Annotated in this window: 25 protein-coding genes; 14 read left to right on the top strand and 11 right to left on the bottom strand. The window is 73.2% G+C overall.

Annotated elements, in window-relative coordinates; genetic code table 11:
- Nucleotides 1-45: 45 nt before the first annotated feature.
- Nucleotides 46-1,227 (bottom strand): mechanosensitive ion channel family protein, encoded by a 1,182-nt coding sequence (locus ABLM29_RS01580; protein ID WP_349711760.1) that lies wholly within the window; start codon nucleotides 1,225-1,227, stop codon nucleotides 46-48.
- Between the two features lie 121 nt (nucleotides 1,228-1,348).
- On the opposite strand from ABLM29_RS01580, the gene ABLM29_RS01575 reads away from it, so the two are divergent.
- Together ABLM29_RS01575 and ABLM29_RS01570 are read left to right on the top strand one after the other, a co-directional pair.
- Nucleotides 1,349-2,989, top strand: coding sequence for an ABC-F family ATP-binding cassette domain-containing protein (locus tag ABLM29_RS01575; protein ID WP_349711759.1), 1,641 nt, complete (start codon nucleotides 1,349-1,351; stop codon nucleotides 2,987-2,989).
- 17 nt (nucleotides 2,990-3,006) lie between these two features.
- Nucleotides 3,007-3,765 carry a class I SAM-dependent methyltransferase gene (locus tag ABLM29_RS01570; RefSeq protein ID WP_349711757.1) on the top strand — a complete coding sequence of 253 codons (759 nt, stop codon included), beginning with the start codon at nucleotides 3,007-3,009 and terminating at the stop codon, nucleotides 3,763-3,765.
- A gap of 132 nt (nucleotides 3,766-3,897) precedes the next feature.
- Here the strand turns inward: ABLM29_RS01570 and ABLM29_RS01565 are convergent, their stop codons facing one another.
- Nucleotides 3,898-4,215, bottom strand: coding sequence for a type II toxin-antitoxin system PemK/MazF family toxin (locus ABLM29_RS01565; protein WP_349711755.1), 318 nt, complete (start codon nucleotides 4,213-4,215; stop codon nucleotides 3,898-3,900).
- Nucleotides 4,216-4,224: 9 nt separating this feature from the next.
- Nucleotides 4,225-4,458 carry a ribbon-helix-helix domain-containing protein gene (locus tag ABLM29_RS01560; protein ID WP_349711753.1) on the bottom strand — a complete coding sequence of 78 codons (234 nt, stop codon included), beginning with the start codon at nucleotides 4,456-4,458 and terminating at the stop codon, nucleotides 4,225-4,227.
- Between the two features lie 102 nt (nucleotides 4,459-4,560).
- On the opposite strand from ABLM29_RS01560, the gene ABLM29_RS01555 reads away from it, so the two are divergent.
- The 3 genes from ABLM29_RS01555 (at nucleotide 4,561) to ABLM29_RS01545 (ending at nucleotide 6,793) form a co-directional block, all read left to right on the top strand.
- On the top strand, nucleotides 4,561-4,950 hold the full coding sequence (locus tag ABLM29_RS01555) for a MerR family transcriptional regulator (RefSeq protein ID WP_349711751.1): 390 nt from the start codon (nucleotides 4,561-4,563) through the stop codon (nucleotides 4,948-4,950).
- Nucleotides 4,951-5,017: 67 nt separating this feature from the next.
- On the top strand, nucleotides 5,018-6,010 hold the full coding sequence (locus ABLM29_RS01550; RefSeq protein ID WP_349711750.1) for an aldo/keto reductase: 993 nt from the start codon (nucleotides 5,018-5,020) through the stop codon (nucleotides 6,008-6,010).
- Nucleotides 6,011-6,037: 27 nt separating this feature from the next.
- Nucleotides 6,038-6,793 carry a DinB family protein gene (locus ABLM29_RS01545; RefSeq protein WP_349711748.1) on the top strand — a complete coding sequence of 252 codons (756 nt, stop codon included), beginning with the start codon at nucleotides 6,038-6,040 and terminating at the stop codon, nucleotides 6,791-6,793.
- Between the two features lies 1 nt (nucleotide 6,794).
- Here ABLM29_RS01545 and ABLM29_RS01540 read toward each other — a convergent pair whose 3' ends face one another.
- Nucleotides 6,795-7,361, bottom strand: a complete 567-nt coding sequence (locus tag ABLM29_RS01540; protein ID WP_349711746.1) for a GrpB family protein — start codon at nucleotides 7,359-7,361, stop codon at nucleotides 6,795-6,797.
- A gap of 82 nt (nucleotides 7,362-7,443) precedes the next feature.
- Between ABLM29_RS01540 and ABLM29_RS01535 the strand changes: the two genes are divergently transcribed.
- Complete coding sequence (locus tag ABLM29_RS01535; RefSeq protein ID WP_349711745.1) at nucleotides 7,444-7,872, top strand: DUF5658 family protein; 429 nt, start codon at nucleotides 7,444-7,446, stop codon at nucleotides 7,870-7,872.
- 62 nt (nucleotides 7,873-7,934) lie between these two features.
- On the top strand, nucleotides 7,935-8,447 hold the full coding sequence (locus ABLM29_RS01530) for a GNAT family N-acetyltransferase (RefSeq protein ID WP_349711743.1): 513 nt from the start codon (nucleotides 7,935-7,937) through the stop codon (nucleotides 8,445-8,447).
- Between the two features lie 48 nt (nucleotides 8,448-8,495).
- On the opposite strand, the gene ABLM29_RS01525 is transcribed toward ABLM29_RS01530, so the two are convergent.
- Together ABLM29_RS01525 and ABLM29_RS01520 are read right to left on the bottom strand one after the other, a co-directional pair.
- Nucleotides 8,496-9,881 carry an amidohydrolase family protein gene (locus ABLM29_RS01525; protein WP_349711741.1) on the bottom strand — a complete coding sequence of 462 codons (1,386 nt, stop codon included), beginning with the start codon at nucleotides 9,879-9,881 and terminating at the stop codon, nucleotides 8,496-8,498.
- Complete coding sequence (locus ABLM29_RS01520) at nucleotides 9,878-11,059, bottom strand: hypothetical protein (RefSeq protein WP_349711740.1); 1,182 nt, start codon at nucleotides 11,057-11,059, stop codon at nucleotides 9,878-9,880. Before ABLM29_RS01520 ends, ABLM29_RS01525 begins: the two co-directional genes overlap by 4 nt.
- A gap of 232 nt (nucleotides 11,060-11,291) precedes the next feature.
- Between ABLM29_RS01520 and ABLM29_RS01515 the strand changes: the two genes are divergently transcribed.
- The 4 genes from ABLM29_RS01515 (at nucleotide 11,292) to ABLM29_RS01500 (ending at nucleotide 14,769) form a co-directional block, all read left to right on the top strand.
- Complete coding sequence (locus ABLM29_RS01515) at nucleotides 11,292-12,044, top strand: ABC transporter ATP-binding protein (protein ID WP_349711739.1); 753 nt, start codon at nucleotides 11,292-11,294, stop codon at nucleotides 12,042-12,044.
- Entirely contained in the window at nucleotides 12,041-12,904 is an 864-nt protein-coding gene (locus ABLM29_RS01510; RefSeq protein WP_349711737.1) for an ABC transporter permease, read from the top strand. The genes ABLM29_RS01515 and ABLM29_RS01510 overlap by 4 nt, the downstream gene beginning before the upstream one ends.
- A 117-nt stretch (nucleotides 12,905-13,021) precedes the next feature.
- Nucleotides 13,022-14,026, top strand: a complete 1,005-nt coding sequence (locus ABLM29_RS01505; RefSeq protein ID WP_349711735.1) for an isopenicillin N synthase family dioxygenase — start codon at nucleotides 13,022-13,024, stop codon at nucleotides 14,024-14,026.
- A gap of 86 nt (nucleotides 14,027-14,112) precedes the next feature.
- Complete coding sequence (locus ABLM29_RS01500; RefSeq protein ID WP_349711733.1) at nucleotides 14,113-14,769, top strand: GntR family transcriptional regulator; 657 nt, start codon at nucleotides 14,113-14,115, stop codon at nucleotides 14,767-14,769.
- Between the two features lie 28 nt (nucleotides 14,770-14,797).
- Here the strand turns inward: ABLM29_RS01500 and ABLM29_RS01495 are convergent, their stop codons facing one another.
- Nucleotides 14,798-15,589: an MBL fold metallo-hydrolase gene (locus ABLM29_RS01495; protein WP_349711732.1), complete on the bottom strand. Its 792-nt coding sequence runs from the start codon at nucleotides 15,587-15,589 to the stop codon at nucleotides 14,798-14,800.
- 185 nt (nucleotides 15,590-15,774) lie between these two features.
- Here ABLM29_RS01495 and ABLM29_RS01490 point away from each other — a divergent pair, with 185 nt between their 5' ends.
- Nucleotides 15,775-16,335 carry a hypothetical protein gene (locus ABLM29_RS01490; protein ID WP_349711731.1) on the top strand — a complete coding sequence of 187 codons (561 nt, stop codon included), beginning with the start codon at nucleotides 15,775-15,777 and terminating at the stop codon, nucleotides 16,333-16,335.
- Nucleotides 16,336-16,467: 132 nt separating this feature from the next.
- Here the strand turns inward: ABLM29_RS01490 and pruA are convergent, their stop codons facing one another.
- Both pruA and ABLM29_RS01480 read right to left on the bottom strand, forming a co-directional pair.
- Nucleotides 16,468-18,105: an L-glutamate gamma-semialdehyde dehydrogenase gene (pruA, locus tag ABLM29_RS01485; RefSeq protein ID WP_349711730.1), complete on the bottom strand. Its 1,638-nt coding sequence runs from the start codon at nucleotides 18,103-18,105 to the stop codon at nucleotides 16,468-16,470.
- 140 nt (nucleotides 18,106-18,245) lie between these two features.
- Complete coding sequence (locus ABLM29_RS01480; protein WP_349711729.1) at nucleotides 18,246-19,415, bottom strand: PucR family transcriptional regulator; 1,170 nt, start codon at nucleotides 19,413-19,415, stop codon at nucleotides 18,246-18,248.
- Between the two features lie 96 nt (nucleotides 19,416-19,511).
- On the opposite strand from ABLM29_RS01480, the gene ABLM29_RS01475 reads away from it, so the two are divergent.
- Nucleotides 19,512-20,441, top strand: coding sequence for a proline dehydrogenase family protein (locus ABLM29_RS01475; protein ID WP_349711727.1), 930 nt, complete (start codon nucleotides 19,512-19,514; stop codon nucleotides 20,439-20,441).
- 24 nt (nucleotides 20,442-20,465) lie between these two features.
- Here the strand turns inward: ABLM29_RS01475 and ABLM29_RS01470 are convergent, their stop codons facing one another.
- Together ABLM29_RS01470 and ABLM29_RS01465 are read right to left on the bottom strand one after the other, a co-directional pair.
- Nucleotides 20,466-22,823 carry an ATP-binding cassette domain-containing protein gene (locus ABLM29_RS01470; RefSeq protein WP_349711726.1) on the bottom strand — a complete coding sequence of 786 codons (2,358 nt, stop codon included), beginning with the start codon at nucleotides 22,821-22,823 and terminating at the stop codon, nucleotides 20,466-20,468.
- A gap of 223 nt (nucleotides 22,824-23,046) precedes the next feature.
- Entirely contained in the window at nucleotides 23,047-24,063 is a 1,017-nt protein-coding gene (locus ABLM29_RS01465; RefSeq protein ID WP_349711725.1) for a zinc-dependent alcohol dehydrogenase family protein, read from the bottom strand.
- Between the two features lie 131 nt (nucleotides 24,064-24,194).
- Between ABLM29_RS01465 and ABLM29_RS01460 the strand changes: the two genes are divergently transcribed.
- Entirely contained in the window at nucleotides 24,195-25,739 is a 1,545-nt protein-coding gene (locus ABLM29_RS01460; RefSeq protein ID WP_349711724.1) for a UDP-N-acetylglucosamine 1-carboxyvinyltransferase, read from the top strand.
- Nucleotide 25,740 lies beyond the last annotated feature (1 nt).

Below are 25,740 nucleotides of genomic sequence, written 5' to 3'. Positions count from 1 at the left end.
CGCACCCGGACGGTCGGGCCGGGTGCAGCCGAGATTCGTGTCGCCTCACCCCTCCTGGTCCTCCGGGGAGTCCGGTCCGGTGGCGTCGTCGTGCAGCCCGGCGGCCCGCGCCGCCCGTTCCTCGGCGGCCTCGTCGCCGTGGAAGAGGCCGCCGACGTCGATCGCGACGGCGCCGATCCGGGAGTGCGGCGTGGTGACGATCTCGGTGCGCTGGCGCGGCATGCCCCGCTCCTGGTTCTCGCGGACCCAGGCGACCAGGTGCTCGCGGACGTGGCAGCGCAGGTCGAAGAGGGTGGGTGCGTCGCGCGCGGTGACCAGCACCCGGACCCGCACCCAACCGCCCACGGCGTCGGTCACCTGCACGACCTTGGCCCGCCCGTCCCACAGGTCGGTGAAGGACAGCGCCCGGTCGACCTCGGCGCGGAGTGCGGTGGTGTCCACGCGCCAGTCGAGGTCGAGCTCGACGGAGCCGAGGAGCTCGGCGCTCTCGCGGGTCCAGTTCTGGAACGGGGTGGTGGTGAAGTAGCTGGACGGCAGGACCAGGCGGCGCTCGTCCCAGAGGCGGACCACGACGTAGGTCAGGGTCAGCTCGTCGATCCAGCCCCACTCGCCCTCGACGATCACCGCGTCGTCGAGGCGGATCGCGTCGCTGAACGCGAGCTGGAGCCCGGCGAAGACGTTGCCGAGCACGGGCCCGGCGGCCAGGCCAGCGACGAAGCTGATCACGCCGGCCGAGGCGAGCACGCTGACACCGAAGCGGGAGACGGGCGGGAAGCTCATCAGCACTGCCCCGACGGTGAGCACGGCGCCGGCGACGTAGACCAGGCGTCGCATGATCAGCGCCTGGGTGCGCAGGCGGCGCGCGGACCGGTTGTCGGAGCGGGCGACGTCGGTCTCGTTGCGCCGCAGCCCGAGGTCGATGAAGAAGACGAGCAGGCTGGTCAGGAACCAGCCGCCCGCCCCGATGGCCAGGACGCGGGCGGTGATGGCCGCCAGGTGCCAGCCGGGCGCCGACCCCTCCGGGCGCAGGTGCTGCAGCACCGGGTTGAGCGCGATCAGGAGGACCAGGACGCGGAAGGGCACCCGCTCCCGCTGCGCGAGGAGATCGAGCAGGGGCCAGCGGCGGGCGAGCAGGTGCGCCGCGAGCTGGACGGCGAGGATCACGGCCAGCGCGGCGGCGATGGCGATGGTGGTCGCGGTCAGGAAGTAGGTGAGGTCGCCTCTCATCGCCACAGCCTGCCGGGCCGGCGGGCCCAGCGGAACCCGGGTGCGGCCGCGTGCGGGCGCGCGGCAGACTGGGCGTCGGCCTCGCACCGGCGCGGGGAGCGACGAGACGAGGGGATGCCCGGTGAGCGCGACGATCAAGGTGTCCGGCCTCGCCGCCGGCCACGGCGCCACGGCCCTCTTCTCGGGGCTGGACCTGGTGGTCGGGCCGCGCGACGTGGTCGGGCTGGTCGGCCCGAACGGCGCGGGCAAGTCGACCCTGCTGCGGACGCTGGCGGGCGAGCTGCGCCCCGAGGAGGGATCCGTCGTGGTGACGCCGGCGACGGCGAACGTCGGCTACCTCCCGCAGGAGGTGGACCGGCGGGCGGGGGAGTCCGTGCGTGGGTTCCTCGCGCGTCGTACCGGCGTCGCCGCCGCCCAGGCCGCGTTCGACGCCGCGACCGCGGCGCTCGAGGCCGGCGATCCGGGGGCCGACGACGCCTACGCCGTGGCGTTGGAGCGGTGGCTCGCGCTCGGCGCCCCGGACCTCGACGAGCGGGCCGCCGCCGTCGCCGCGGACGTCGGGCTCGCTATCGACCTCGACGAGCCGATGTCGGCGCTCTCCGGCGGCCAGGCCGCCCGGGCCGGGCTCGCGAGCCTGCTGCTGTCGCGCTACGACGTGTTCCTGCTCGACGAGCCGACGAACGACCTGGACCTCGACGGCCTCGCACGCCTCGAGCGGTTCGTCGCCGACCTCGGAGCAGGGGCGGTCATCGTCAGCCACGACCGTGAGTTCCTGGCCCGCACCGTCAACCGCATCGTCGAGCTCGACCTGCACCAGCGCGCGATCAACGTCTACGGCGGGGGCTACGACGCCTGGTTGCAGGAGCGCGAGATCGCGCGGCGGCACGCGCGCGAGGCCTACGACGAGTACGCCGACACCGTGGCCACGCTGCAGGCACGGGCGAGCACGCAGCGCAGCTGGGCGGCGCAGGGCGTGCGCAACGCCCGGCGCAGCATCAACGACGAGCCCGACAAGAACCTGCGCCGGTTCCGGACCGAGTCGAGCGAGAAGCAGGCCGCCAAGGTGCGCCAGTCCGAGCGGGCGCTGGAGCGCCTCGAGGTCGTCGAGGAGCCGCGCAAGGAGTGGGAGCTGCGGATGAGCATCGCCGCCGCGCCGCGTTCCGGCGCGGTCACCGCGGCGCTGCGGGAGGCCGTGGTGCACCGGGGCGACTTCACGCTCGGGCCGGTCACGGTGGAGATCGGCTGGGCGGAGAAGGTCGCGATCACCGGGCCGAACGGGGCCGGGAAGTCCACCCTGCTGGCGGTGCTGCTGGGTCGTCTGTCGCCCGCCGAGGGGGCGGCCCACCTGGGGCCGGGCGTGGTCGTCGGCGAGGTCGACCAGGCGCGCCGGCTCTTCGAGAGCGACGAGCCGCTGGTCGACGCGTTCCAGCGCCAGGTCCCCGACTGGGCGCCGGAGCCGGTGCGCACGCTGCTGGCGAAGTTCGGGCTCAGGTCCGACCACGTGCTGCGCCCCGCGACCACGCTGTCGCCGGGGGAGCGGACCCGTGCGGCGCTGGCGCTGCTGCAGGCCAGGGGCGTGAACCTGCTGGTGCTGGACGAGCCGACCAACCACCTCGACGTGCCCGCGATCGAGCAGCTGGAGGCGGCGCTGGCCGGCTACCCGGGCACGCTGCTGCTGGTCACGCACGACCGCAGGATGCTGGAGGCGGTGCGGACCACCCGCGAGCTGCGGGTCGAGGCCGGCCGCGTGAGCGAGCGGTGATGGGGCAGGCTGGTGCCGTGAGCGAGATCTTCGACGCCCAGCTGGACGCGTGGCGCGAGTACACGGCGACGCCGTGGGCGCGCATCCGGTACGCCGTCGTCGGCGAGGTGCTGCGCCGCCGGTGCGAGGCGCTGGGGGACCGGCTCCGGGTCCTCGACGTCGGAGGTGGGGACGGCCAGGACGCGCTGCCGCTGGCGGCGGCCGGTCACCGGGTCACGATCGTCGACCCGTCGGCGGGCTGGCTGGCGGAGGCCCGGCGCCGGGCGGCCGAGGCCGGCGTGCAGGTCGAGACGGTGCACGGCGGCCTCGACGACCTGCCCGAGGGCGCGTGGGACGTCGTGTTATGTCATTTTGTGCTGCGCTACCGACCCGCGGGCACGGACGACGTCGCGGCCCTGGCCGCCCGCGTGCGTCCCGGGGGACTGCTGTCGCTGATGGACGCCAACCCGGCCGGGCGCGTGCTGCGCCGCCTGGTGACCGAGGGGCCGGCCGCTGCGCGCGCGGAGCTGCACGCCGACCGCATGGAGACCGTGACGTTCGGCACCGACACCCGCAAGATCGAGGTCGACGACGCGGAGGCCGAGGCGCGCGCGGCCGGCCTGACGCCGGTGGCGCTGCACGGTCACCGGATCGCCAACGACCTGCTGGTGGACGACACGGCCAAGTACGACGCGGGGTGGTTCGACGAGCTGCTGGCGCTGGAGCTCGACCTGAGCGGGCGTGCGCCGTACAACCGGATCGGCGTGGCCTGGCAGCTGCTCCTGGAGCGCCCCTGAGCGATGACACCGGTGTGATTCGGTGCCGCCGTCCTGGGGAGTGGTCGAGGACGTCGCTGGGCGCTCCTGTCGAGACAGAATGACATAATGTCACTTATCGGCTATGTGGGTGGGTCTGTCAGTGGGAGCTGCTCAGTCGCCGAGCAACGGCACCTCGAGGTCGTAGGCCAGCGTGATGGCGCGCGCGAGCTCCCGTTCCTGATCGGCGCCGAGGAAGCCGATCGTGCGCCCGAGCAGGGCCGCCGGGATCGTCACGACGTTGTCGAGCGAGACGGCGCCGGCGTGGTCGAGCCCGTTGGCGCGCCCGACGGGCACCTCGCCGGACAGCCCCTTGATCGTCGAGGTGATCGGCGCGACGGTCACCTTCGTCATCGCTGCGCGGGCCGCCTCGCGCGTGAGCACGAGGACGGGACGGGTCCTGTCCAGGCGCGCCAGGCAGATCTCCCGCATCCGTGCGACTCAGTCGTCGAGCGGCGCGTGGGCCACGGACCAGTCGACGAGGTCGTCGAGGTCGTCCGCCGGGCCGTCGGCCGCCAGGATCTCGGCGTCGCGCTGCGCGGCCTGTGCCCGCATCTCGCGTTCCAGCGCGGCGGCGACGACGGCTGCGCGGCTCGTCGCACGCCCGGTCGCGACGGCGCCGTCGAGGAACTGCACCATCGCGTCGGGAAGCCGGACGGCGATCTGAGTGGTCACGCCGCCAGTATACCGAAATGAATCCCAAAGTGGTATGGATCTCCGCGCCAACGCGTCACGCCACCTTGACCTGGAGCGCACTCCAGGAGTGATGCTGGGGGTGTGACCACCACGGGACTGCCCATCGCCGAGGCCGCGGAGGCCGCCGGCCTCTCCGTCGACACGCTGCGCTACTACGAGAAGGACGGGCTGATGCTGCGCCCGGTCCCCCGCTCCCCCAGCGGCCACCGCCGCTACGACGCGACCGATCTGCGCTGGGTCGAGCTGGTCACGCGGCTGCGGTCGACCGGGATGCCGATCCGCGACGTCCGGCGCTACGCCGAGCTCGTCCGCGCCGGCGACGGCAACGAGGAGGAGCGCCTGGCGCTGCTGCGCGGGCACCGGGAGGTCGTGCTGCGGCGGCTCGCCGAGGTGACCGCGCACCTGGGCGCCATCGACCACAAGATCGGCATCTACGAGGACCGGCTCGCGCGGGTGCCGCGGTCCGCGTGAGGATCCGCGGATCGGCGTCGGCCCAGGGGTTGACCTGGAGCGCGCTCCAGGGAGTTGGCTGGTGGGCATGACGATTCCCACCCGCACGCTCGGCACCTCCGCCCCGCTCACCGTCTCCGCGCTCGGCCTCGGCTGCATGGGCATGTCGGAGTTCTACGGATCGCCGGACGAGGCCGGCGGCATCGCCACGATCCGCCGCGCTCTGGACCTCGGCGTGACCTTCATCGACACCGCCGACATGTACGGGCCCTTCACCAACGAGCGGCTCGTCGGCAAGGCGATCGCCGGCCGCCGCGACGAGGTGCAGCTGGCCACGAAGTTCGGCAACGAGCGGCTCCCCGACGGCACCCGGCTCGGCATCAACGGCAGCCCCGACTACGTCCGGCGGGCCTGCGACGCCTCGCTGGAGCGGCTCGGGGTCGACCACCTCGATCTCTACTACCAGCACCGCGTCGACCAGACGGTTCCGATCGAGGAGACCGTCGGCGCGATGAAGGAGCTGGTCGCGGCGGGCAAGGTACGCCACCTCGGCCTCTCCGAGGCGTCGCCGCAGACGATCCGCCGTGCGCACGCCGTCCACCCGATCACGGCGCTGCAGACCGAGTACTCCCTGTTCACCCGGGACCTCGAGGACGAGATCCTGCCGACCCTGCGCGAGCTCGGCATCGGGCTGGTGCCGTACTCGCCCCTGGGCCGCGGGCTCCTGACCGGAGCCATCGCCAGCACCCCGGAGGCGGAGGGCGACCGCCGCTCCTCGGCGTACTTCCCGCGCTTCCTGGGCGACAACCTCACCGCCAACCTCGCGCTGGTCGCACGGGTCCGCGAGCTGGCGGACGAGAAGTCCTGCACCCCGGGCCAGCTGGCGCTGGCGTGGGTGCTGGCCCAGGGCGACGACGTGGTGCCGATCCCCGGCACCCGGCGCGTCGCCTACCTCGAGGAGAACGCCGGGGCGGCCGACGTCGCGCTCACCCCGGACGACCTCGCGGCGATCGAGGCGGCGGTGCCGCGCGGCGCGGTCGCCGGCGCGAGGTACGGCGACATGAGCTCCATCGACGCGTAGGACCCACCCGAGCGCGACACTGGGCGCATGGCCACGGAGTACACCGACAGCGACCGGCTCCGCGACGCCCGCATCCACCTGTGCGACCTCGGCGGCCTGGAGATCCGCGACTGCGAGGTCAGCGGGCTCAAGATCGTCGACTGCTACGGCGGCACCGTCTCGCTCGGCGGCGACTTCGAGCGGGTCGTGGTCAACGACGTTGACGTGACGGCGTACGTGGAGCGCGAGCTGGACCGCGCGCACCCCATCCGCGTGCTCGCGCGGGAGGCCGACTCCCCCGCGGACTACCGCGCGGCCTGGGACGCGATCGAGGCGGCGTGGGCGGCCACGCTCGAGCGCGCCTGGCGGCTGGGCGAGCCCGCCCTGCACGCGCGGGTCGACGGCGAGTGGTCGTTCGTGGAGACCCACCGCCACCTGCTCTTCGCCTCGGACGCCTGGCTCGGCAACGCCGTGCTGGAGGAGGACGCGCCCCACCACCCGCTCGGCTACCCCGCCGGCGGCACGCCGGACGAGGACGCGGCGGCGCTCGGGCTGACGCTCGAAGCGGCGCCGACCCTCGACGAGGTGCTGGCGCTGCGGGTGCGCCGGATGGCCACGATGCGGCGGACGGTGGACGCGCTGACCGAGGCGGAGCTCGACCGGGTGTGCGCCCGCAAGCCCGCCGACAACTACCCCGACCTGCGCTACGTCGTCCGGCGCTGCCTCACGGTGATCCTCAAGGAGGAGGCCGAGCACCACCGGTACGCCGTGCGCGACCTCGCGGTGCTGGAGGGCGAGCGGTGAGTCAGCCCGGCTGACCGGACCGTCGGGCCCGCTCCTTGATCGCCGCGATCACGTCGGACTTCGCGTCGGCGTACGCGTTCGTGTCGGGCCAGTCGCGGGTGACCAGCTCGCGCTTGGTGCGTTCGTAGAGGGCGCGGTCCCCGGCGTCGGAGCGCAGCCGGTCGCGCAGCAGCAGGTACTCCCCCGCCGCCGGGTCGCCGTCCTCCAGCACGTGCAGGTTGACGTCGCGCTCCGGCGTCCGGACCAGCCGGTGTCCCGGCTCGCGGACCCGCAGCGCGTACCCGGCCGTGAGCAGCTGGTCCAGGTAGTCCTCCTCCGCGGTGATGTCCGGCACCACGAGGAGGATGTCGATGATCGGTTTCGCGCCCAGTCCCGGCACGGAGGTCGACCCGATGTGCTCGATCGTCACGGCGACCGTGCCGACGGCACCCGCGATCCGCTCCCGGTGCAGCGCGTAGCGCTCGGGCCAGGTCGGGTCGTAGACGGCGATCACCAGCGCCCGCTTCTCGATGCCGCCGACGAGCTCGGTCTCCGTCACGTCCGGGCGACGCCGTTCCTCGGGACTCACCCGGGGAGAGTACGTCGGGGCGCGCGGCCGCTACCCCATCGGGGCGATGCGTCCGGCCCGGCCGCCGCGCAGGGTGGGGCGGGTGAGCACACGGATCGCCGCCTTCGGGTCGACCGCAACGCCGGCGCTCGCGGAGCTGCGCCGGGAGCTGGTCACGCTGGTGCGGACGGCACCCGCCTCGCTGCGTCGGGTGCACCGCTCGGTGCCGGTGGCGGCCGTCGTCGGCGTCTGGCTCGCCGGCACCCTCGGGGACGCCTGGACGACGCTGGCGATGATGTCCTCGGGTGTCTCCGAGGAGGGCAACCCGGTGGCCGCGGCGGGCATGGCCGTGCTCGGCGTCCTCGGCTACGTGCTCGCCGCGTCGTTGGTCTGCGCGGCGCTGTGCTGGGTGAACGTCGGCCGCCCGACCGGCCTCTACAGCTGGACCGTCGTCGCCACGCTGACGGTGATCGGCTGCGCGAAGTGCTGGCAGGCCGTGGACAACGCCCTGCTCTGGGCCAGCCTGACCTGACGGCCGCGGGAGCGCCGCGCGGGCAGGTTGCCCGCGGGGCCGGTTCCTGCTCGACTGCGGGCATGGCCACCGCATGGATCGCCCACCCCGAGCGCCCGGACGACGTCGAGCCGATCCGCGAGGTCAACGTCGCGGCGTTCCCGACCGAGGCCGAGGCGGACCTGGTCGAGGCGTTGCGGGAGGACCCGGACGCCTGGGTGGACGGCCTCTCCTGGGTGAGCGAGACGCCCGACGGCCAGGTGGTGGGTCACGCGCTGCTCACCCGGTGCACCGTCGGCGGGGAGCCCGCGCTGGCGCTGGCGCCGTGCGCGGTGCTCCCGGGGTGGCAGCGCGGCGGCGCGGGCTCCGCCGCGATCGACGGCGCGCTGGCCGCCGCGCGCGACCGGGGCGAGAACCTCGTGGTGGTGCTCGGCCACGCCGACTACTACCCGCGCTTCGGCTTCGCCCCGGCCTCGGGCCTGGGTGTCACGGCCCCCTTCGAGGTGCCGGACGAGGCGTTCATGGCGTTGCGCCTCGACCCGTCCCGCCCGGCGCCTCGCGGCGCGATCGCCTACCCGCGCGCCTTCGGCGTCTGAGACCCCGCGCAGACCTGCTCAGACCTGCTCAGACCTGCTCGGCCCGGCTCAGCCCGGCGGCAGCGCGGCGAGCTCGCGGGTCAGCGCCTCGACGTCGACCCGCGTGGAGCGCCCGTCCGCCACGACGACCTCGCCGTCGACCAGCACCGTGTCCACGATCCGCGGCGTGCCGGTCGTCAGCAGGGACGCGCCGGGGTCGGTCACGGGCAGGCAGGCGAAGTCCCGGCCGAACCGGACCAGCGTCAGGTCGGCCGGACGACCCACGCCGACGCCGCCCGGCGCCGCCGCCCCCACCCGCTGCCCGAGGGTCGCGGCCGCCCCGTCGCAGGCCAGTGCCAGCATCTCGGCGTGCCCGAACATGTCGGCGCGCCGGTCCGTCGCCCGCTGGACGTAGGCACCCGCGCGCAGCGTCTCGAGCATGTCCTGCCGGTCGTTCGACGCCGCTCCGTCGACGCCGATCCCGACGCGCACCCCGGCCGCGAGCATCTTCTCCACCGGGGCGACGCCCGAGCCGAGCCGCATGTTCGACACCGGGTTCCAGGCGACGGCGACGTCGTGGGCCGCCAGCGCCGCGATCATCGCGTCGTCGACCTCGACGCAGTGCACCGCCAGCAGCCGGTCCCACAGGAAGTCGGACTGCGCGAGCAGCTCGACGGCGCCGACGCCGGCGTGCTCGCGGCACATCGCGTCGTCGGTGCCGGTCTCGGCCAGGTGGATCATCGCGGTCAGCCCGCGCTCCTCGGCGAACGCCCGGACCCGCTTCATCCCGTCGGGCGTCAGCGAGCGCGGGTTCGGCACGGCCAGCGCCGGCGTCAGCCGCCCGCCGGCCGTACGGCGCCCGAGCTCGTCGACGCCGGCGAACACCTCGTCGAGGGGTTTCATCAGGCTCGGCTCGAACCCCCACCTGCGGGTCGGGTCGGGGCGGTCGGCCACCCCGATGCCGAGCACGGCCCGGACGCCGACCAGGTCCAGCGCCTCCTGCACCGCACGGCCGACGGCGTCGTCGCGGTGGGGCCAGGCGTGCTCGACCAGCGTGGTGGTCCCGCTGAGCAGCCCCTCGAGTGCGGCGGCGACGGCGGCGACGTACGCGCGCCGCGGCGTGACCGCCTTCATCCCCTCGCCGACGGTGAGCAGCCAGGCCAGCAGCGGCTGCCCCTCCCCCACCCCGCGGCACAGGGACTGCTGGAGATGCGTGTGGGTGTTGGTGAACCCGGGGACGAGGTGGCCGCCGGAGCCGTCGAGGGCCTCGCCGGCCCAGGCGGCGCCGGGCCGGTGGTCGCGGAGGTCGGTGACGACGCCGTCGGCCAGCACCACGTCGCAGCGCTCCCGCCATCCGGTGCCCGTCCAGACGGTGACGTCGGTGATCGCGGCCGGCCGGCCGCCGCCGGGCGCGCTCACGCCCAGCGACGGTCGGCCGAGGTCGGGCTCGGTCACGGCATGCCGACCGTGTCGTCGACGAAGCGGTCGGTGAACAGGTCGTCGGCGCTCAGCGTGTCGGGGACCTTGTTGCCCTGCTCGCGGATCATCGGCGCGACCTCGTCGACGAACGCGGTCAGGCGGGCCTGGTCGTAGCCGCCGACGACGCCGCCCTCCTCGGCGATCAGCCCCTCGTCGGCGAGCAGCTGGGCGCTGTAGGCGGCCTCTCCGTCGCTGTAGGGGAAGTAGGAGTCGTCCGAGGCGATCATCTCGACGATGACGTCGTTGGTCGCCCCGGGGTCGGAGATGTAGGCCGCGCCGGCCCGCTGCACCATCGGCACCAGGCGCTCCAGGCAGGGGGCCATCTCGTCCAGCTCGTCGGCGCGGACGGAGAGGTTGGAGGCGTACGGGTCGTAGCCGGCGTCCTTGAGCAGCTGGTAGCCCACCGGCTTGCCCCAGGCCGAGATCTCGTTCTCGTAGGTGTAGGGCTCGGAGTTCGCGAAGCCCTGCTGGACGATGCTGGTGTCGCCGACGAACCGGGCCGGGTTGCCGTCGTAGCTGGGGTCGATCTGCTTCTGGGTCGCGTAGCCCTGCGCGACCAGCCACGCCGGGTAGGCCTGCTCGCCGGAGACGACGACGGTGGCACCGGTGTCGGCGATCTGGGTGATGTCGAAGTCGTCGCCGTACGTGGCGGGGTCCCACATCAGCATCGCCGGCGTGTGGGTCAGCAGCGGCGTGACGCCGACGACGGGCTGGTCGCCGGAGGCGGCGATCATCATGTCGGTGTGCACCAGGCCGAGGTCGATGGTGTCGTCGACGTACATCTGCGAGGGCACGGACTGGAAGCCGATGGCGGGTCCGCCGGCGCGCAGGGTGAGCTCGGTGCCGGTGTCCTCGCCCTCGCTGACCAGGGTCGCGGTGACCGACTTCGTGGCCGGGTCGAACCGGTGGTCCGGACCCAGCAGCGCGAACAGCGCACCCATGTCGGACTGCGGCTGCCACTGCAGCTGGACCGTCAGCTCGGTGCCGCACACGTCGTCGAGCCGGGTCTCCCCCGCCGCCTGGTCGAGGTCGGCGGCGGCAGCGTCGGTGGCCTCGGTGTCGGAGCCGAGCGAGCAGGCGCTGAGTCCGGTGAGGAGGACCGCGGCGGCCGCGACGGAGGCGGCGCGGGAGCGGGTACGGCGGGTGCTGGTCATCGATCTACTTCCTGTGGTGGGACCTCGGAGGAGGCGGCTGCCCGGAACCCTGACCGACGCCCCCGGCCGGGAGCAAGTGTTACGAGTGCATGTAACAAAGTCTTCACACGGCGTCGCTTGCGTCGATCTACATGCAATCGGCAGATTTGGGTCCGCAGGGAACGACGTATTGCCTTCCATCGAACGGAGCGACATGACCCGGACAGCACCTCTCGTCGACACGATGGGAGACGTGGACGCCCGGCACCTGACGCACGGGCTGCAGGTCGCGTTCCACGAGACCGGCCTGACCTACCCGAACGGCACGGTCGCCCTGGAGGACGTCACGCTGCCGGTCCGGGAGGGCGAGTTCGTCGCCATCGTCGGTCCGTCGGGCTGCGGCAAGTCCACGCTGCTGCGGCTCGCCGCCGGCCTGGAGCGGCCGACGACCGGATCGGTGGCCGTCGGGACCCGCTCGGTCGGCTTCATCTTCCAGGAGGCGACGCTGCTCCCGTGGGCGTCGGTGCGCCGCAACGTCGGCCTGCTGACCGACCTCGCGCGGCTCCCCAAGGCGGTGCGCCGGCAGCGCGTCGACCACGCGGTCGAGGCGGTCGGGCTCGGCGGCTTCGGCGACCACCTGCCCCGTGCGCTCTCGGGCGGCATGCGGATGCGCGTGTCGCTGGCACGTGCCCTCGCGCTGCAGCCGGAGGTGATGCTGCTCGACGAGCCGTTCGGCGCGCTCGACGAGCTGACCCGCCAGGAGATGCAGCTGCAGCTCCTCGACCTCTACGACCGCGAGGGGTTCACCGCCCTGTTCGTGACCCACTCGGTCTCCGAGGCGGTCCTCCTCGCGGACCGCGTCGTCGTGATGGCGCCGCGCCCGGGTCGGGTGCGCGCGGTCGTCGACATCGACATCCCCCGACCCCGCGGCCCCGAGCTGCGCTTCGACCCCGCCTACGTGGCCCAGGTCCAGGCCGTCTCGGAGCTCCTCCGGGGGGAGCAGTGAGCAGCGTGCCCGTCAGCGGCGCGGCGCCGCGCGCCCTCGCGCCCCGCCTCACCCTCCACGTCGGTCGGCTCGCGCTGCGCTCGCTGCGCGGCGCGCTGGTCCCGGTGCTCGCCCTCGCCGGCGGCCTCCTCGCCTGGTACGGCGTGAGCTACCTCGTCCTCGCCGAGGACCGCCGGTTCCTGCTGCCCCCGCCGCACCAGGTGTGGCAGCTGTCCGTCTCGGACCCGGCGCACCTGCGACCGATGCTGGAGGCGCTGTGGATCACCGCCCAGGTGGCGGGGATCGGCTTCGTGCTGGCGACGACGATCGGAGTCGCGGTGGGCGCACTGATGGCCCAGGCCCGGTGGCTCGAGCGCGTCGTCTACCCCTACGCCGTGCTGCTGCAGGTGATCCCGGTGCTCGCCATCGTGCCGCTGATCGGGCTCTGGTTCGGCTTCAGCGTCACCGCGCGGATCGTGGTCTGCGTGATGATCGCGCTCTTCCCGATCATCACCAACACCCACTTCGGCTTCCGGTCGATCGACCGCGGCCTGCGCGAGCTCTTCGTGCTCGGCCGGGCGTCCACCGCGCAGCGGCTGGTCCGCCTCGAGCTGCCCGCGGCGGCGCCCTCGATCCTCACCGGGCTCCGGATCGCGTCCGGCCAGGTCGTGATCGGCGCGATCATCGGCGACATGTTCTTCGCCCAGGGCCAGGCGGGGATCGGCACCCTCATCAACACCTACCGCGCGCAGCTGCGGAGCGAGGACCTCATCGCGGCGATCGGACTGGCCGCCCTCTTCGGCCTGCTGGTCTTCGCCGCCTCGGTGGCGCTCTCGTCCCTGCTGGTCGGCCGCTGGCACAGCTCCGGAGACCGCCACTGACCCCGCGAGTCGGCAGAAAGTTTCTGCCGACTCGCGCCCACCCACCCAGACCTGCCCAGGCGATTCGCGTCCCGGGGCACGCCCGCCCATGAGCGGGCAGCACGAGAGGAACCACCCATGACGAAGGCACCCACGCCGTACGGCCTCGCCGAGCTCGACAAGGAGGCCCGGATGGGCCAGGTCGGGACCGAGCGGTCGGACCGGTCGATCCCGCAGATCAGCCTCGCCGACTTCGACGCGCGCCGCGAGGAGATCACGGAGGCGCTCTGGACGGCCGCCACCGAGATCGGCTTCTTCCAGATCGTCGACCACGGCATCGACCAGGAGAAGGTCGACCGGGCCTTCGCGTGGTCGGCGCGGTTCTTCGACCTGCCCACCGAGTCGAAGGAGCGCCTGCCGCTGCGCAAGGCCGACAACGCGGGCTGGGAGTACTCCAGCCAGGTGCGCCCGTCGGTCGGGGTCCCCGACCAGAAGGAGTCGTTCCAGATCACCCGGCCGCACATGGCCGACCTGTGGCCCGGCGACGAGGAGCTGGCCGGGTTCCGCGAGTTCATGCTCGACTTCGAGGCGGAGTGCTGGAGCCTCGCGATGCGCGTGCTCTCCTGCTTCGCCGACCGTCTCGGGTTCGAGCGCGACTTCTTCGCGGAGGCGCACGACCCCGCCAGCGACCAGTACCAGTCGACGCTGCGGCTGATCCACTACTACGCGCTCCCCGAGGAGCTCCGCGGCCGGCCGGGCACGTGGCGGGCCGGCGCGCACACGGACTTCGACTGCCTCACGCTGCTCTTCCAGCGCGACGGTCAGGGCGGGCTCCAGGTCTGCCCCGGCCGGGAGGCCGACGCGCAGGAGTGGACGCCGGTGACGCCCAGCGACGACGCGATCACCTGCAACATCGGCGACATGCTGATGCGGTGGAGCGACGACCAGCTGCTGTCGAACTTCCACCGGGTGCGCGTCCCGGGCGCGGGCGAGTACACCGGTCCGCGGTACTCGATCCCGTTCTTCGCCCAGGCGAACCGGGACGTCGTGATCACCACGCCGCAGGGCACGTACCCGCCGATGACCGCCGACGAGTACCTCCAGCGCCGGGTCACGGCCAACTACTCTGGACCGCGCGCGTGACGACACAGTCACCGGAACGACGCCCGGCCGGCCGGTCCCCGCGCGGGGACCGGCCGACCGGGGTCGCGGACCTGAGGGGGCGACCGTTGGCCAACGGAACCGAGCTGCTGGGCGACGCCGTGTACGCGCGCCTGGTCGACCTCATCTTCACCGGCGACCTGCAGCCCGGCGCGCCGCTCAGCGTGCCGGCGTTGGCGGCCCGGCTCGACGTCAGCCGCAGCCCGGTCCGCGAGTCGGTCCAGCGGTTGATCGCCGACGGCCTGGCCGTCCACGTGGCCCACGCGGGCGCACGCGTCGCCGAGGTCGACGAAGAGACCATCGCGGACGTGATGACGGTGCGCGAGCTGCTCGACGGCCTCGCCGCGCGGGAGGCGACGCGGCGGGCCGACGGCGAGCAGATCGCCCAGCTGCGGCGACTGCTGGAGGAGCAGGAGGCGCTGCTGGGCTCGGCGGCGGACGGGCTGGTCGACGCCCGCCTCGACCTCGAGTTCCACACGGCGGTCCGCGACCTGGCCGGGAACCCGACGCTGAGCGACGCGCTGCACCGCCTCGACACGAAGGCCCACCTGTACAACTCGGGCCTGTGGGAGGACGACGAGAACCGCAGGATCGCGCTGCTCGAGCACCGGCGCATCGTCGACGCGATCGCGGCCGGTGACGCGGAGGCCGCCGGTGTCGCGGCGGAGGCCCACGTCTCGTCGGTACTGGTCCGGATGCGCCGGCTGGCGCGGCGCCGGCCGTAGGGCGCGGCAGCGGCGGGCCCGCGCGCGGTCACTCGACCACGGTGGACTCCCCCGGCCTCAGGTCGATCAGCTCGCACTCCGGCGCGATCCGCTCGAGCGCCCGCGCGAACGCCGGGTGCGGCCGGTCGATCCACGGCGCGGTGCCGCGGTGGATGATCGGCGGGTGCAGCGTGCCCCAGTGCACCGCGAGCGCCCGGGAGGCGCGCGTCCTCGCGCAGACCTCGGCCGCCTGCTCGGGGTCGAGGTGGCCGCCGGAGAGTCGCGGCCCCCAGCCGGCGATCGGGACCAGCACCAGGTCGGGCGCGCCGCCCAGCTGGTGCGGCACGAGGCGCATCTCGTCGAAGAGCTCGGTGTCCCCCACCGCCCAGATCCGCCAGTCCCGGCTCTTGATCAGGTGGCTGTTCGCGGCGTTGGGGCGGTGCGGCATCGGCCGGTGACCGTGCACCGCCGGCGCCAGCCGGACCACGACGTCGCCCGTTCCGACCGGCACCCAGTCCTCGCCCAGGTCGACGCCGCGCAGTCCCTGCCGGCGTACCCAGGCGGCGTTCTCGGGCGCGGTGAGGACGGGGACGCCGGGCAGCAGGCGCAGCGAGGGAAGCTCGGCGTGGTCGTGGTGGAGGTGGGAGATCAGGATCGCGTCGGTGCCGCGGTAGACCTCGGGGCTGGGCATCGGGAAGCGACGGCGCAGCGGCCCGTTGTGGCGCTTGAGCAGCGGGTCGATCAGCACCCGTGCTCCGTGCAGGTCGAGCGTCACGGTCGCGTGGCCGACCCAGGTGACCCCGAGCGGCGCACGCGGGGCGTCGGTGGGGTCGGTGCTCACGGGTCCTCCCGGGGTCGTGGTCGCGCGGGTTCACCGTCCCACGACTCGGGGGCGCTCCGGTAGCGATCGGGCCCGTGGCCGTCCCTCCTGTCCCCCGGCTGGCAGGAGGCTGTGAACCCGGCGGTCCACCTGTGAGTCGGACCGGGGACGGTCAGCTCGCGGCCCGGTACGCCGAAGGCGGGGGCATGACCATCAACTCGATCGGGAGCGCGTTGTCGTCGCTCTCCGTCACCAGCGCCACGCAGGCCCAGCAGTCGCGGGTCCCGGGCCACTTCCAGGCCGTCGCGTCCCTGCTCGGCGAGTCCGCCGAGGACCTCGCCGCCGCGGTCGCCGACGGCACCAGCCTCGCCGACATCGCCGCGGAGAAGGGCGTCTCCACCGAGGACCTGCTGCAGGCCCTGAAGGACGGGGCGCCGGCCGAGCTCCGGTCCGACCCCCACCTCGACCAGCTGGTCGCCTCGATCGCGGAGCAGACCGGTGTCGCCGGTCCGGGCGGTCCGGCCGGGCCCCCGCCGCCCCCGCCGGGCGGTGCGACCGGCGCCCTCGGGGGCACCATGACCACCGACCAGGAGGAGACGCTCTCGGCGATCGCCGACCTGCTGGAGATGGACGAGGCGGACCTCCTCGACGAGCTGCGCTCCGGCACCAGCCTGACCGAGCTGCTGGAGCAGCACGACGTCGACCTGTCCGAGCTGGCCGCGTCGCTGCAGACCAGCCTCGGCTTCCAGATCGACCTGCAGGCGTGACCCCACCGCGCGCCTGAGAAGGGAAGCGGGCGGGGACCGGATCCGGTCCCCGCCCGCGCTACCCGGGGCGGCGTCGCGCTGGTGGCGCGGTGCCGCTGGTCCCGGTGTCCCGCAGCCCGGATGCTCAGCCGATCAGGCCTCGGCCGCCATGTGCGGGTAGGCCACCGAGGTCGGCGGCACGAAGGTCTCCTTGATGGACCGCGGCGAGGTCCAGCGCAGGAGGTTGGCCGGCGAGCCGGCCTTGTCGTTGGTGCCCGAGGCCCGGGAGCCACCGAAGGGCTGCTGGCCGACGACGGCGCCGGTCGGCTTGTCGTTGACGTAGAAGTTGCCCGCGGCGAAGCGCAGCAGGTGCGTCGCCTCGGCCACGACCGCGCGGTCCTGGGCCAGGATCGAGCCGGTCAGCGCGTAGGCGGAGAAGGACTCCATCTGGCGCAGCACCTGGTGGTAGTCGGCGTCGTCGTAGACGTGGATCGCGAGCAGCGGGCCGAAGTACTCGGTCGCGAAGATCTCGTCGGTCGGGTCCTCGCTGACCACGACGGTCGGCCGGACGAAGTAGCCGACCGAGTCGTCGGTCTGGCCGCCGGCGACGACCTCGAGGTGTGCGGCACCCTCGGCCCGCTCGATGGCGGTGCGCAGGCGGGCGAACGCCCGGTCGTCGATGACGGCGCCCATGAAGTTGGACAGGTCGGTGACGTCGCCCATGGTCAGGCCCTCGACCTCGGCGACGAGGTCGTCGCGGATGACGTCCCACAGGCTGCGCGGCACGTAGGCGCGCGAGGCGGCGGAGCACTTCTGGCCCTGGAACTCGAAGGCGCCGCGGATGAGCGCCACGCGCAGCACGTCGGCGTCGGCCGACGGGTGGGCCAGCACGAAGTCCTTGCCGCCGGTCTCGCCGACCAGTCGCGGGTAGGTCCGGTAGGAGGCGATGTTCTCGCCGACCGTCCTCCACAGGTGCTGGAAGGTGGCGGTGGAGCCGGTGAAGTGGATGCCGGCCAGGTCGGGGTGGAACAGCGCCACCTCCGAGACGTCCAGGCCGTCGCCGGGGAGCATGTTGATCACGCCCGCCGGGAGCCCGGCCTCCTCGAGCAGCGCCATCACGAGGTGCGCCGAGGCCTGCTGGGTCGGGCTGGGCTTCCAGACCACGACGTTGCCCATCAGCGCCGGGGCGGTGGGCAGGTTGCCGGCGATGGCGGTGAAGTTGAACGGCGTGATCGCGTAGACGAAGCCCTCGAGCGGGCGGTGGTCGCTGCGGTTCCAGACGCCGGGGCTGTTCGCGATCGGCTGCTCGCCGGTGATCTGCTTGGCGTAGTGGGCGTTGAAGCGCCAGAAGTCGATGAGCTCGCAGGCGGAGTCGATCTCGGCCTGGACGGCGGTCTTCGACTGGCCGAGCATGGTCGCGGCGTTGAGGCGCTGGCGCCACGGGCCGGCGGCGAGGTCGGCGGCCTTGAGGAAGATCGCGGCGCGGTCGTCGACCGAGAGGTCTCGCCAGGCCGGGGCGGCGGCGAGGGCCGCCGCGATCGCGTCCTCGGCGTCGGCCTTGGTGGAGTTGTTCAGGACGCCCAGGACGTGCCGGTGGTCGTGCGGCTGGACGACCTCGATCGGCTCGCCGCCGCCCATCCGGCGCTCGCCGCCGATCGCGGCGGTGAACGCGACCTGCTTCGACTCCTGCAGCGCCAGCTCGGCGCGCAGCGCGTCACGCTCGGCCGTGCCGGGCGCGTAGGTGAGGGTCGGCTCGTTGACCGGCGCGGGGGTCTGGGTGATGGCGTCCAAGGGGTCCTCCTACGGTTCACGGCGCGCGCCCGGAAGCCGCACGCGTCCAGTCCTCACGCTAGGAGGTGCGGCGCCGCCGCAACACGGACGTTTGTCCGAGAGCAGTGGGGCGGGGTTCGACCAGATGTCACACGCCGCGGTCAGCCGGTGGTGACGTAGTCGCGGAACGTGAGGGCGAGGTGCAGCCGCATCCGGTCCTTCCCCACGCCCAGGTCCACCCCGGCGGCCGCCTCGATCTGGCGCAGCCGGTGGTAGAGCGTCTGGCGGTGGATGGTCAGGGCTGCCGACGTGCGCCCCGGGGAGCACGCCTCGTCGAGGTAGGTGCGTGCCGTCCGGACGAGGACGGGGTCCCCGTCGAGCGCGAAGGCGCCGGGCCGGCCGGAGAGCACCGTGCGGCGCAGGTCATCCGAGCCCAGCACCTGGAGCAGCTGCAGCGCGCCGAGGTCGTCCCACCGGGCTGCCGCGGAGCCGCCGGGCAGGTCGTGCGCGCGGCGCTGGGCCACGCGCAGCGCCGTGCGCGCGGCGGCCCAGCTGTCCGGCAGCCGGGCCAGGCCCGGCACGATCGGGCCGACCCCGAGGCGCAGGGAGGTGGCCAGCGCCTGCCCGCCGGGGCCGGGCGTGGAGAGCAGCGCGAGCAGGTCGTCGGAGGGCGCCGGGTCCGGCACCCGGGCCCCGGGGGCGATGACCAGCCGGTCGGGGCCGGCGTGCTCGGCCCAGACGATGCCCGGCCGGGCACGCCGGGCCGCCACCTCCAGCGAGCGGGCCGGGCCGGCGACGAGGACGCAGCGCACAGGGGCCTCCAGGTCGAGGCCGGTGAGCGCGGAGAGTCCGCGTGCCGCCTGCCGCGTGTCGGCCCCGTCGAAGCCCAGCAGGTCGGCGAGGTGCGCCTCGATCCGGGCCTGCCGGCGTCCCGCCTGGCTGAGCAGGACCCCGGCCGTGTCGGCGATCAGCATCGCGTCCGGCCACAGCGACTCGTCCACGCGCCCGTCGGGGTCGATGAGCCAGAAGTACCCGTAGGTCCGGCCCTGGTGGCGGGCCGGCACGCAGAGCCGCGGGCTGATCTGGAGGGCCTCGTCGGCGGGGGTGCGAACGGGCTGCTCGGCGGTCCGGATGCCGTGGCCGTGGAACCAGTCGCGGATCTCGGGGCTGGTCCGGCGCTCGAGGATGGAGCGCTGCCGCACGGCGTCCACCTCGCCCTGCGCCGCGTAGGTGATCAGGTTGAAGTCCGCGTCCTCGAGGACGCAGGGGCCGCCGAGGAGCGCGGCCATGTCCGCCACGAGCGTCTCGAGCTGACCGGCGACCGTTGTCATTTGATCCACTTTCGGGGCCTGGATGTCGTGCATCTGTCAGTACGACGCCGACGGCCGCCGATCTTACGCTCTGCTCGAAGCGAAGGAGTGTGTGCAGTGCTGAGCAACGTTTTGAACCGGGCGTCCCGCAGCGACCGGGCCCGTCGGGCCGTCGAGGCGATCCCCGTCACCAGGAAGGTCGTCGACCGGTTCGTCGCCGGCGCCGACCAGGATGCCGCCCTGGAGGTCGCCCGCGGCGTCAGCGGGCGCGGCCTCGCGACGAGCCTCGACATCCTCGGCGAGGGCGTCTCCGACATCGCCGGCGCGCGTCGCACCCGCGACCAGTACGTCACCCTGCTCGGCGCGCTCGGGCAGACCGGCGCCGGCACCGGCACCGAGGTCTCGGTGAAGCTCTCGGCCCTCGGCCAGGCGCTGCCCGGCGACGGCCACCGCGTCGCCCTCGACCTCGCCCACGACATCTGCGTCGCCGCGGACGCGGCCGGCACCATGGTCACCCTCGACATGGAGGACCACACCACCGTCGACTCGACCCTGGCGATCGGCAACGAGCTGCGCGCCGAGTTCCCGCGCACCGGCACCGTGCTGCAGTCGAACCTGAAGCGCACCGCGGGCGACATCGCCGACCTCGCCGCCGACCCGGTCCGGATCCGCCTGGTCAAGGGTGCCTACAAGGAGCCGGTCTCGGTCGCCCACCAGCGCAAGGCCGAGGTGGACGAGGCCTACCGCGGCGACCTGACCCGGCTGATGGCCTCGGCCTGCTACCCGATGGTGGCCACCCACGACCCGCAGATGGTGGAGCTCGCGCGTCGCCTCGGGCGGGAGCAGGAGCGCGGCGCGGCCGGCTGGGAGTTCCAGATGCTCTACGGCGTCCGCGGCGACCTGCAGGGCGCGCTGGCGGCCGAGGGCCACCAGGTACGGCTCTACGTGCCCTTCGGTGAGGAGTGGTACCCGTACTTCATGCGCCGCCTCGCCGAGCGCCCGGCCAACGTCGCGTTCTTCCTGCGCGCGCTGGCACGCAGCAACTGAACCCGGCGAGCACCTGCGTCGGCCTCAGCGGCCGAGGTACGACGCCAGGTGCTCGCCGGTCAGGGTCGACCGGGCCGCGACCAGGTCCGCGGGCGTGCCCTCGAAGACGACGGTGCCGCCGTCGTGGCCTGCGCCCGGCCCCAGGTCGATGATCCAGTCGGCGTGGGCCATCACGGCCTGGTGGTGCTCGATCACGATCACGGTGCGCCCGGCGTCGACGAGTCGGTCCAGGAGGCCGAGCAGCTGCTCGACGTCGGCGAGGTGCAACCCGGTCGTGGGCTCGTCGAGTACGTAGACGTCGCCCTTGTCGCCCATCTGGTTGGCCAGCTTGATCCGCTGGCGCTCGCCGCCGGAGAGGGTGGTCAGCGGCTGCCCCAGGCTGAGGTAGCCGAGCCCGACGTCGACCAGCCGGGTGAGGATCTTGTGGGCGGCCGGGATCCGGCCCTCCCCCTCGGCGAAGAACGTCTCCGCCTCGGCGACCGACATCGCCAGCACCTCCGCGATGTTCCTCCCGCCGAGGGTGTAGTCGAGGACGGCGGCCTGGTAGCGGCGCCCCTCGCACTCCTCGCACGGGGTGGCGACGCCCGCCATCATCGCGAGGTCGGTGTAGATGACCCCGGCGCCCTTGCAGGCGGGGCAGGCGCCCTCGGAGTTGGCGCTGAACAGCGCCGGCTTGACCCCGTTGGCCTTGGCGAACGCCTTGCGGACCGGCTCCAGCAGGCCCGTGTAGGTGGCGGGGTTGCTGCGGCGCGACCCCTTGATGCCGCCCTGGTCGATGGCGACGACGCCCTCCCGGGTGGCGACGGAGCCGTGGATGAGCGAGCTCTTGCCCGACCCGGCGACGCCGGTCACGACGGTCAGCACCCCGGTGGGGATGTCGACGTCGACGTCGCGCAGGTTGTGCGTGGCGGCTCCGCGCACCTCGAGCGCACCGCCGGCGGTGCGCACCTCGGGCTTCGTGCTGACCCGCAGGTCGAGGTGGCGGCCCGTCACCGTGTCGGCGGCGCGGAGCTCGTCGACGCTGCCCTCGAAGACGACCTGGCCGCCCGCGGTGCCGGCGCCGGGACCGAGGTCGACCACGTGGTCGGCGATCGCGATCGCCTCCGGCTTGTGCTCCACGACGAGCACGGTGTTGCCCTTGTCCCGCAGCCGCAGCAGCAGGGCGTTCATCCGGTCGATGTCGTGCGGGTGCAGCCCGATGGTGGGCTCGTCGAAGACGTAGGTGACGTCGGTGAGGGACGAGCCGAGGTGTCGGATCATCTTGGTGCGCTGCGACTCACCGCCCGAGAGCGTGCCGGACGGCCGGTCCAGGGAGAGGTAGCCCAGGCCGATCTCGACGAACGAGTCGAGGGTCTCCCCCAGCGACCGCAGCAGCGGCGCGACCGACGGCTCGTCGAGGTCGCGCACCCACGCGGCGAGGTCGGTGATCTGCAGGGCGCAGGCGTCGGCGATGCTGATCCCGCGGATCTTCGACGACCGCGCGGCCTCCGTCAGCCGGGTGCCGTCGCACTCGGGGCAGGTCGTGAACGTGATCGCCCGCTCGACGAACCGCCGGATGTGCGGCTGCATCGCCTCGACGTCCTTGGAGAGGAACGACTTCTGGATCTGCGGGATCAGGCCGAGGTAGGTCAGGTTGATCCCGTCGACCTTGATCTTGGTCGCCTCCTTGTGGAGGAGGTCGTCCAGCTCCTTCTCGGTGTACTTCCCGATCGGCTTGTCCGGGTCGAACCAGCCGCAGCCGCGGTAGATGCGCCCGTACCAGCCGTCCATGCTGTAGCCGGGGATGGTGATCGCGCCCTCGTTGAGCGACTTCGTCCCGTCGTAGAGCGCGGTGAGGTCGACGTCGCTGACGTTGCCGCGTCCCTCGCAGCGCGGGCACATCCCGCCGGTGATGCTGAACTCCCGGCGCTCCTTGGTCTCCTTGCCGCCCTTCGAGAAGGTCACCGCGCCGGCGCCGGACACCGACGCGACGTTGAACGAGAAGGCCTGCGGCGAGCCGATGTGCGGCTCGCCGAGCCGCGAGAAGAGGATCCGGAGCATCGCGTTGGCGTCGGTGACGGTGCCGACGGTCGAGCGGGGGTTCGCGCCCATCCGCTCCTGGTCGACCAGGATCGCGGTGGTCAGGCCCTCCAGCACGTCGACGTCGGGACGCGCCAGCGTCGGCATGAAGCCCTGGACGAAGGCGGAGTAGGTCTCGTTGATGAGGCGCTGGGACTCCGCCGCGACGGTGCCGAAGACCAGCGAGCTCTTGCCGGACCCGGAGACCCCGGTGAACGCGGTCAGCCGTCGCTTGGGGATCTCGACGCTGACGTCCTTGAGGTTGTTCACGCGGGCGCCGACGACCCGGATCAGGTCGTGGCTGTCGGCGGGGGTGCTGGGCATCGTCGCTCCGTTCGTCCGGTCGCGCTCAGGCTAGCCACCCCCGCCGACCGCCCGCCCGGTGGTTGAGGTGCGAGCGAAGCGAGCCCGCCCGGTGGTTGAGGTGCGAGCGAAGCGAGCCCGCCCGGTGGTTGAGGTGCGAGCGAAGCGAGCCTCGAAACCACCCGAGCGGCGTGGTGGTTTCGAGGCTCGTCGCTAGCGCTCCTCGCACCTCAACCACCGGCGCTCAGGGCTGGAGCAGCACCTTGATCGCGCGCCGCTCGTCCATCGCGCGGTAGCCCTCGGCGGACTCGGACATCGGCAGCGTCAGGTCGAAGACCAGCCCCGGGTCGATCGCGCCGTTCAGCACCCGGTCCAGCAGGTCGGGCAGGTAGCGGCGTACCGGTGCCATGCCGCCGCGCAGGCCGACGTTGCGGGTGAAGAGGGTCCGGATCGGCAGCTTGACGCCGTGCGGGACGCCGACGAAGCCGACGCCGCCACCGGGCCGCGCCGCATCGATCGCCGTCCGCATCGCGGCATCGGTGCCGACGCACTCCAGGACGGCGTCCGCGCCGACGCCGTCGGTGATCTCGAGGACCGCGGCCTGGGCGGCCTCGCCGCGCTCCGCGACGACGTGGGTCGCCCCGAAGGCGCGGGCGACCTCCTGCCGGGGCTCGTGCCGCGACATGGCGATGATCCGCTCCGCCCCCATGGTGGCGGCGGCGAGCACGCCGCACAGCCCGACCGCGCCGTCGCCGACGACGACGGCGGTGGAGCCCGGCGTGACGCCCGCGCAGACGGCGGCGTGCCAGCCGGTGGGCATCACGTCCGAGAGCGCCAGGACCGAGGGGACGAGGTCGGGCCCCGGCGCCTCCGGCAGCGCGACCAGGCTTCCGTCGGCCTGGGTGACCCGTGCGTACTCGCCCTGCCCGCTGGTCGTGAAGCCGAGCGCCACGCACGCGGACTGCATCCCGGCCCGGCAGTGCGCGCAGGTGTTGTCGCAGTGGTCGAACGGCACGACGACGAAGTCACCCGGCTTGATCGCGGTCACCGCCGAGCCCACCTCCTCGACGACGCCGACGCACTCGTGGCCGATCGTCGAGCCGGGCTGGATCGGGTTCTCGCCGCGGTACGGCCACAGGTCCGACCCGCAGATGCAGCCGGCCGTGACCTTGACGATCGCGTCCGTGGGCTCTTTGATGGCGGGGTCGGGAACCTGCTCGAAGCGGATGTCCCGGGTAGCATGGATCGTCGTTGCGAGCATGCCGGGCATCCTTCCATCGAGCGGATCCCGCGCGACAGGACATCGCCTCCAGTCGCACTCGGACGACCTGCACGACACGCCCGCGAACCGCGGTGAGTTGCGATATCTCATATGTGAGATACCGTCGTTGCATGACTGCCCCCACGGATGACGCCGGCGACTACAAGGGCCGCATCGGCAACCTGATCCGCGACGCACGCAGGCACCGAGGCCTCACGCAGGCCCAGCTGGCGGACCGGCTCAGCACCAGCCAGAGCGCGGTGAACCGGATCGAGAAGGGCCACCAGAACCTCTCCCTGGAGATGCTGGCGCGGATCGGCAGCGCCCTGGACTCCGAGATCGTCGCGCTCGGCGCCGGGCCGACCCACCTCCGGGTCAAGGGCCCCACGACGCTGACCGGCAGCATCGACGTCAAGACCTCCAAGAACGCGGGCGTCGCCCTGCTCTGCGCATCGCTGCTCAACCGCGGCCGCACCACGCTGCGCAAGGTGGCGCGGATCGAGGAGGTCAACCGCCTGCTCGAGGTCCTCAGCAGCCTGGGCGTCCAGACGCGCTGGATCAACGACGACAACGACCTCGAGATCATCCCGCCGAAGGAGATCGACCTCTCCGACATCGACGCCGAGGCCGCACGCCGGACGCGCTCGGTGCTCATGTTCCTCGGCCCGCTGCTGCACCGCGCGGACACCTTCGAGCTGCCGTACGCCGGCGGCTGCAACCTCGGCACCCGGACCGTCGAGCCGCACATGTCGGCGCTGCGTCCGTTCGGCCTCGAGGTGAAGGCGACCGACGGCTGGTACCACGGCCGCGTCAACCGTGCGATCGTCCCCGAGCGGGCCATCGTGCTCACCGAGCGCGGCGACACCGTCACCGAGAACGCGCTGATGGCCGCCGCGCTGCACCCGGGCACGACCACGATCCGCAACGCGTCCTCGAACTACATGGTCCAGGACCTGTGCTTCTACCTCCAGGCGCTCGGCGTCACGGTGGAGGGCATCGGCACGACCACCCTGCGGGTCACCGGCCGCGAGGTCATCGACGTCGACGTCGACTACGCCCCGAGCGAGGACCCGATCGAGGCGATGTCGCTGATCGCCGCGGCGATCGTGACGCGCTCGGAGATCACCGTCCGCCGCGCGCCGATCGAGTTCCTCGAGATCGAGCTCGCGGTGCTGACCGAGATGGGCTTCCGGTACCGGCTCAGCGAGGAGTACCTGGCCGCGAACGGCCACACGCGGCTGGTCGACATCCACACGCTGCCCTCCGACATGGTGGCGCCGCGCGACAAGATCCACCCGATGCCGTTCCCGGGCCTCAACATCGACAACCTCCCGTTCTTCGCGGTGATCGCCGCCGTCGCCCAGGGCGCCACGCACCTGCACGACTGGGTCTACGACAACCGGGCGATCTACCTCACCGAGCTCAACAAGCTCGGCGGCCGGGTCACGCTGCTCGACCCGCACCGGGTGATGATCGAGGGGCCGACGTCGTGGACCGGCGCGGAGCTGATGTGCCCGCCGGCGCTGCGGCCCGCGGTCGTGGTGCTGCTCGCGATGCTCGCCAGCAAGGGCACCTCGGTGCTGCGCGGCACCTACGTCATCCACCGGGGCTACGAGGACCTCGCGGAGCGCCTGAGCTCGTTGGGCGCCGACATCGAGACCTTCCGCGACATCTGAG

This window comes from Nocardioides sp. YIM 152588 (assembly GCF_040191335.1).
Lineage (GTDB): Bacteria > Actinomycetota > Actinomycetes > Propionibacteriales > Nocardioidaceae > Nocardioides.
The sequence above is the reverse complement of the archived record's forward strand: the minus strand, read 5'-3'. Positions and strand labels throughout refer to the sequence as shown.

Excerpts from the sequence above, each read along its gene's own strand:
- ABLM29_RS01580 (WP_349711760.1), bottom strand. The coding sequence starts at position 1,227 with ATGAGAGGCGACCTCACCTACTTCCTGACCGCGACCACCATCGCCATC.
- ABLM29_RS01565 (WP_349711755.1), bottom strand. The coding sequence starts at position 4,215 with ATGCGGGAGATCTGCCTGGCGCGCCTGGACAGGACCCGTCCCGTCCTC.
- ABLM29_RS01550 (WP_349711750.1), top strand. The coding sequence starts at position 5,018 with ATGACGATTCCCACCCGCACGCTCGGCACCTCCGCCCCGCTCACCGTC.
- ABLM29_RS01545 (WP_349711748.1), top strand. The coding sequence starts at position 6,038 with ATGGCCACGGAGTACACCGACAGCGACCGGCTCCGCGACGCCCGCATC.
- ABLM29_RS01530 (WP_349711743.1), top strand. The coding sequence starts at position 7,935 with ATGGCCACCGCATGGATCGCCCACCCCGAGCGCCCGGACGACGTCGAG.
- ABLM29_RS01520 (WP_349711740.1), bottom strand. The coding sequence starts at position 11,059 with ATGACCAGCACCCGCCGTACCCGCTCCCGCGCCGCCTCCGTCGCGGCC.
- ABLM29_RS01505 (WP_349711735.1), top strand. The coding sequence starts at position 13,022 with ATGACGAAGGCACCCACGCCGTACGGCCTCGCCGAGCTCGACAAGGAG.
- ABLM29_RS01490 (WP_349711731.1), top strand. The coding sequence starts at position 15,775 with ATGACCATCAACTCGATCGGGAGCGCGTTGTCGTCGCTCTCCGTCACC.
- ABLM29_RS01480 (WP_349711729.1), bottom strand. The coding sequence starts at position 19,415 with ATGACAACGGTCGCCGGTCAGCTCGAGACGCTCGTGGCGGACATGGCC.
- ABLM29_RS01470 (WP_349711726.1), bottom strand. The coding sequence starts at position 22,823 with ATGCCCAGCACCCCCGCCGACAGCCACGACCTGATCCGGGTCGTCGGC.
- ABLM29_RS01465 (WP_349711725.1), bottom strand. The coding sequence starts at position 24,063 with ATGCTCGCAACGACGATCCATGCTACCCGGGACATCCGCTTCGAGCAG.
- ABLM29_RS01460 (WP_349711724.1), top strand. The coding sequence starts at position 24,195 with ATGACTGCCCCCACGGATGACGCCGGCGACTACAAGGGCCGCATCGGC.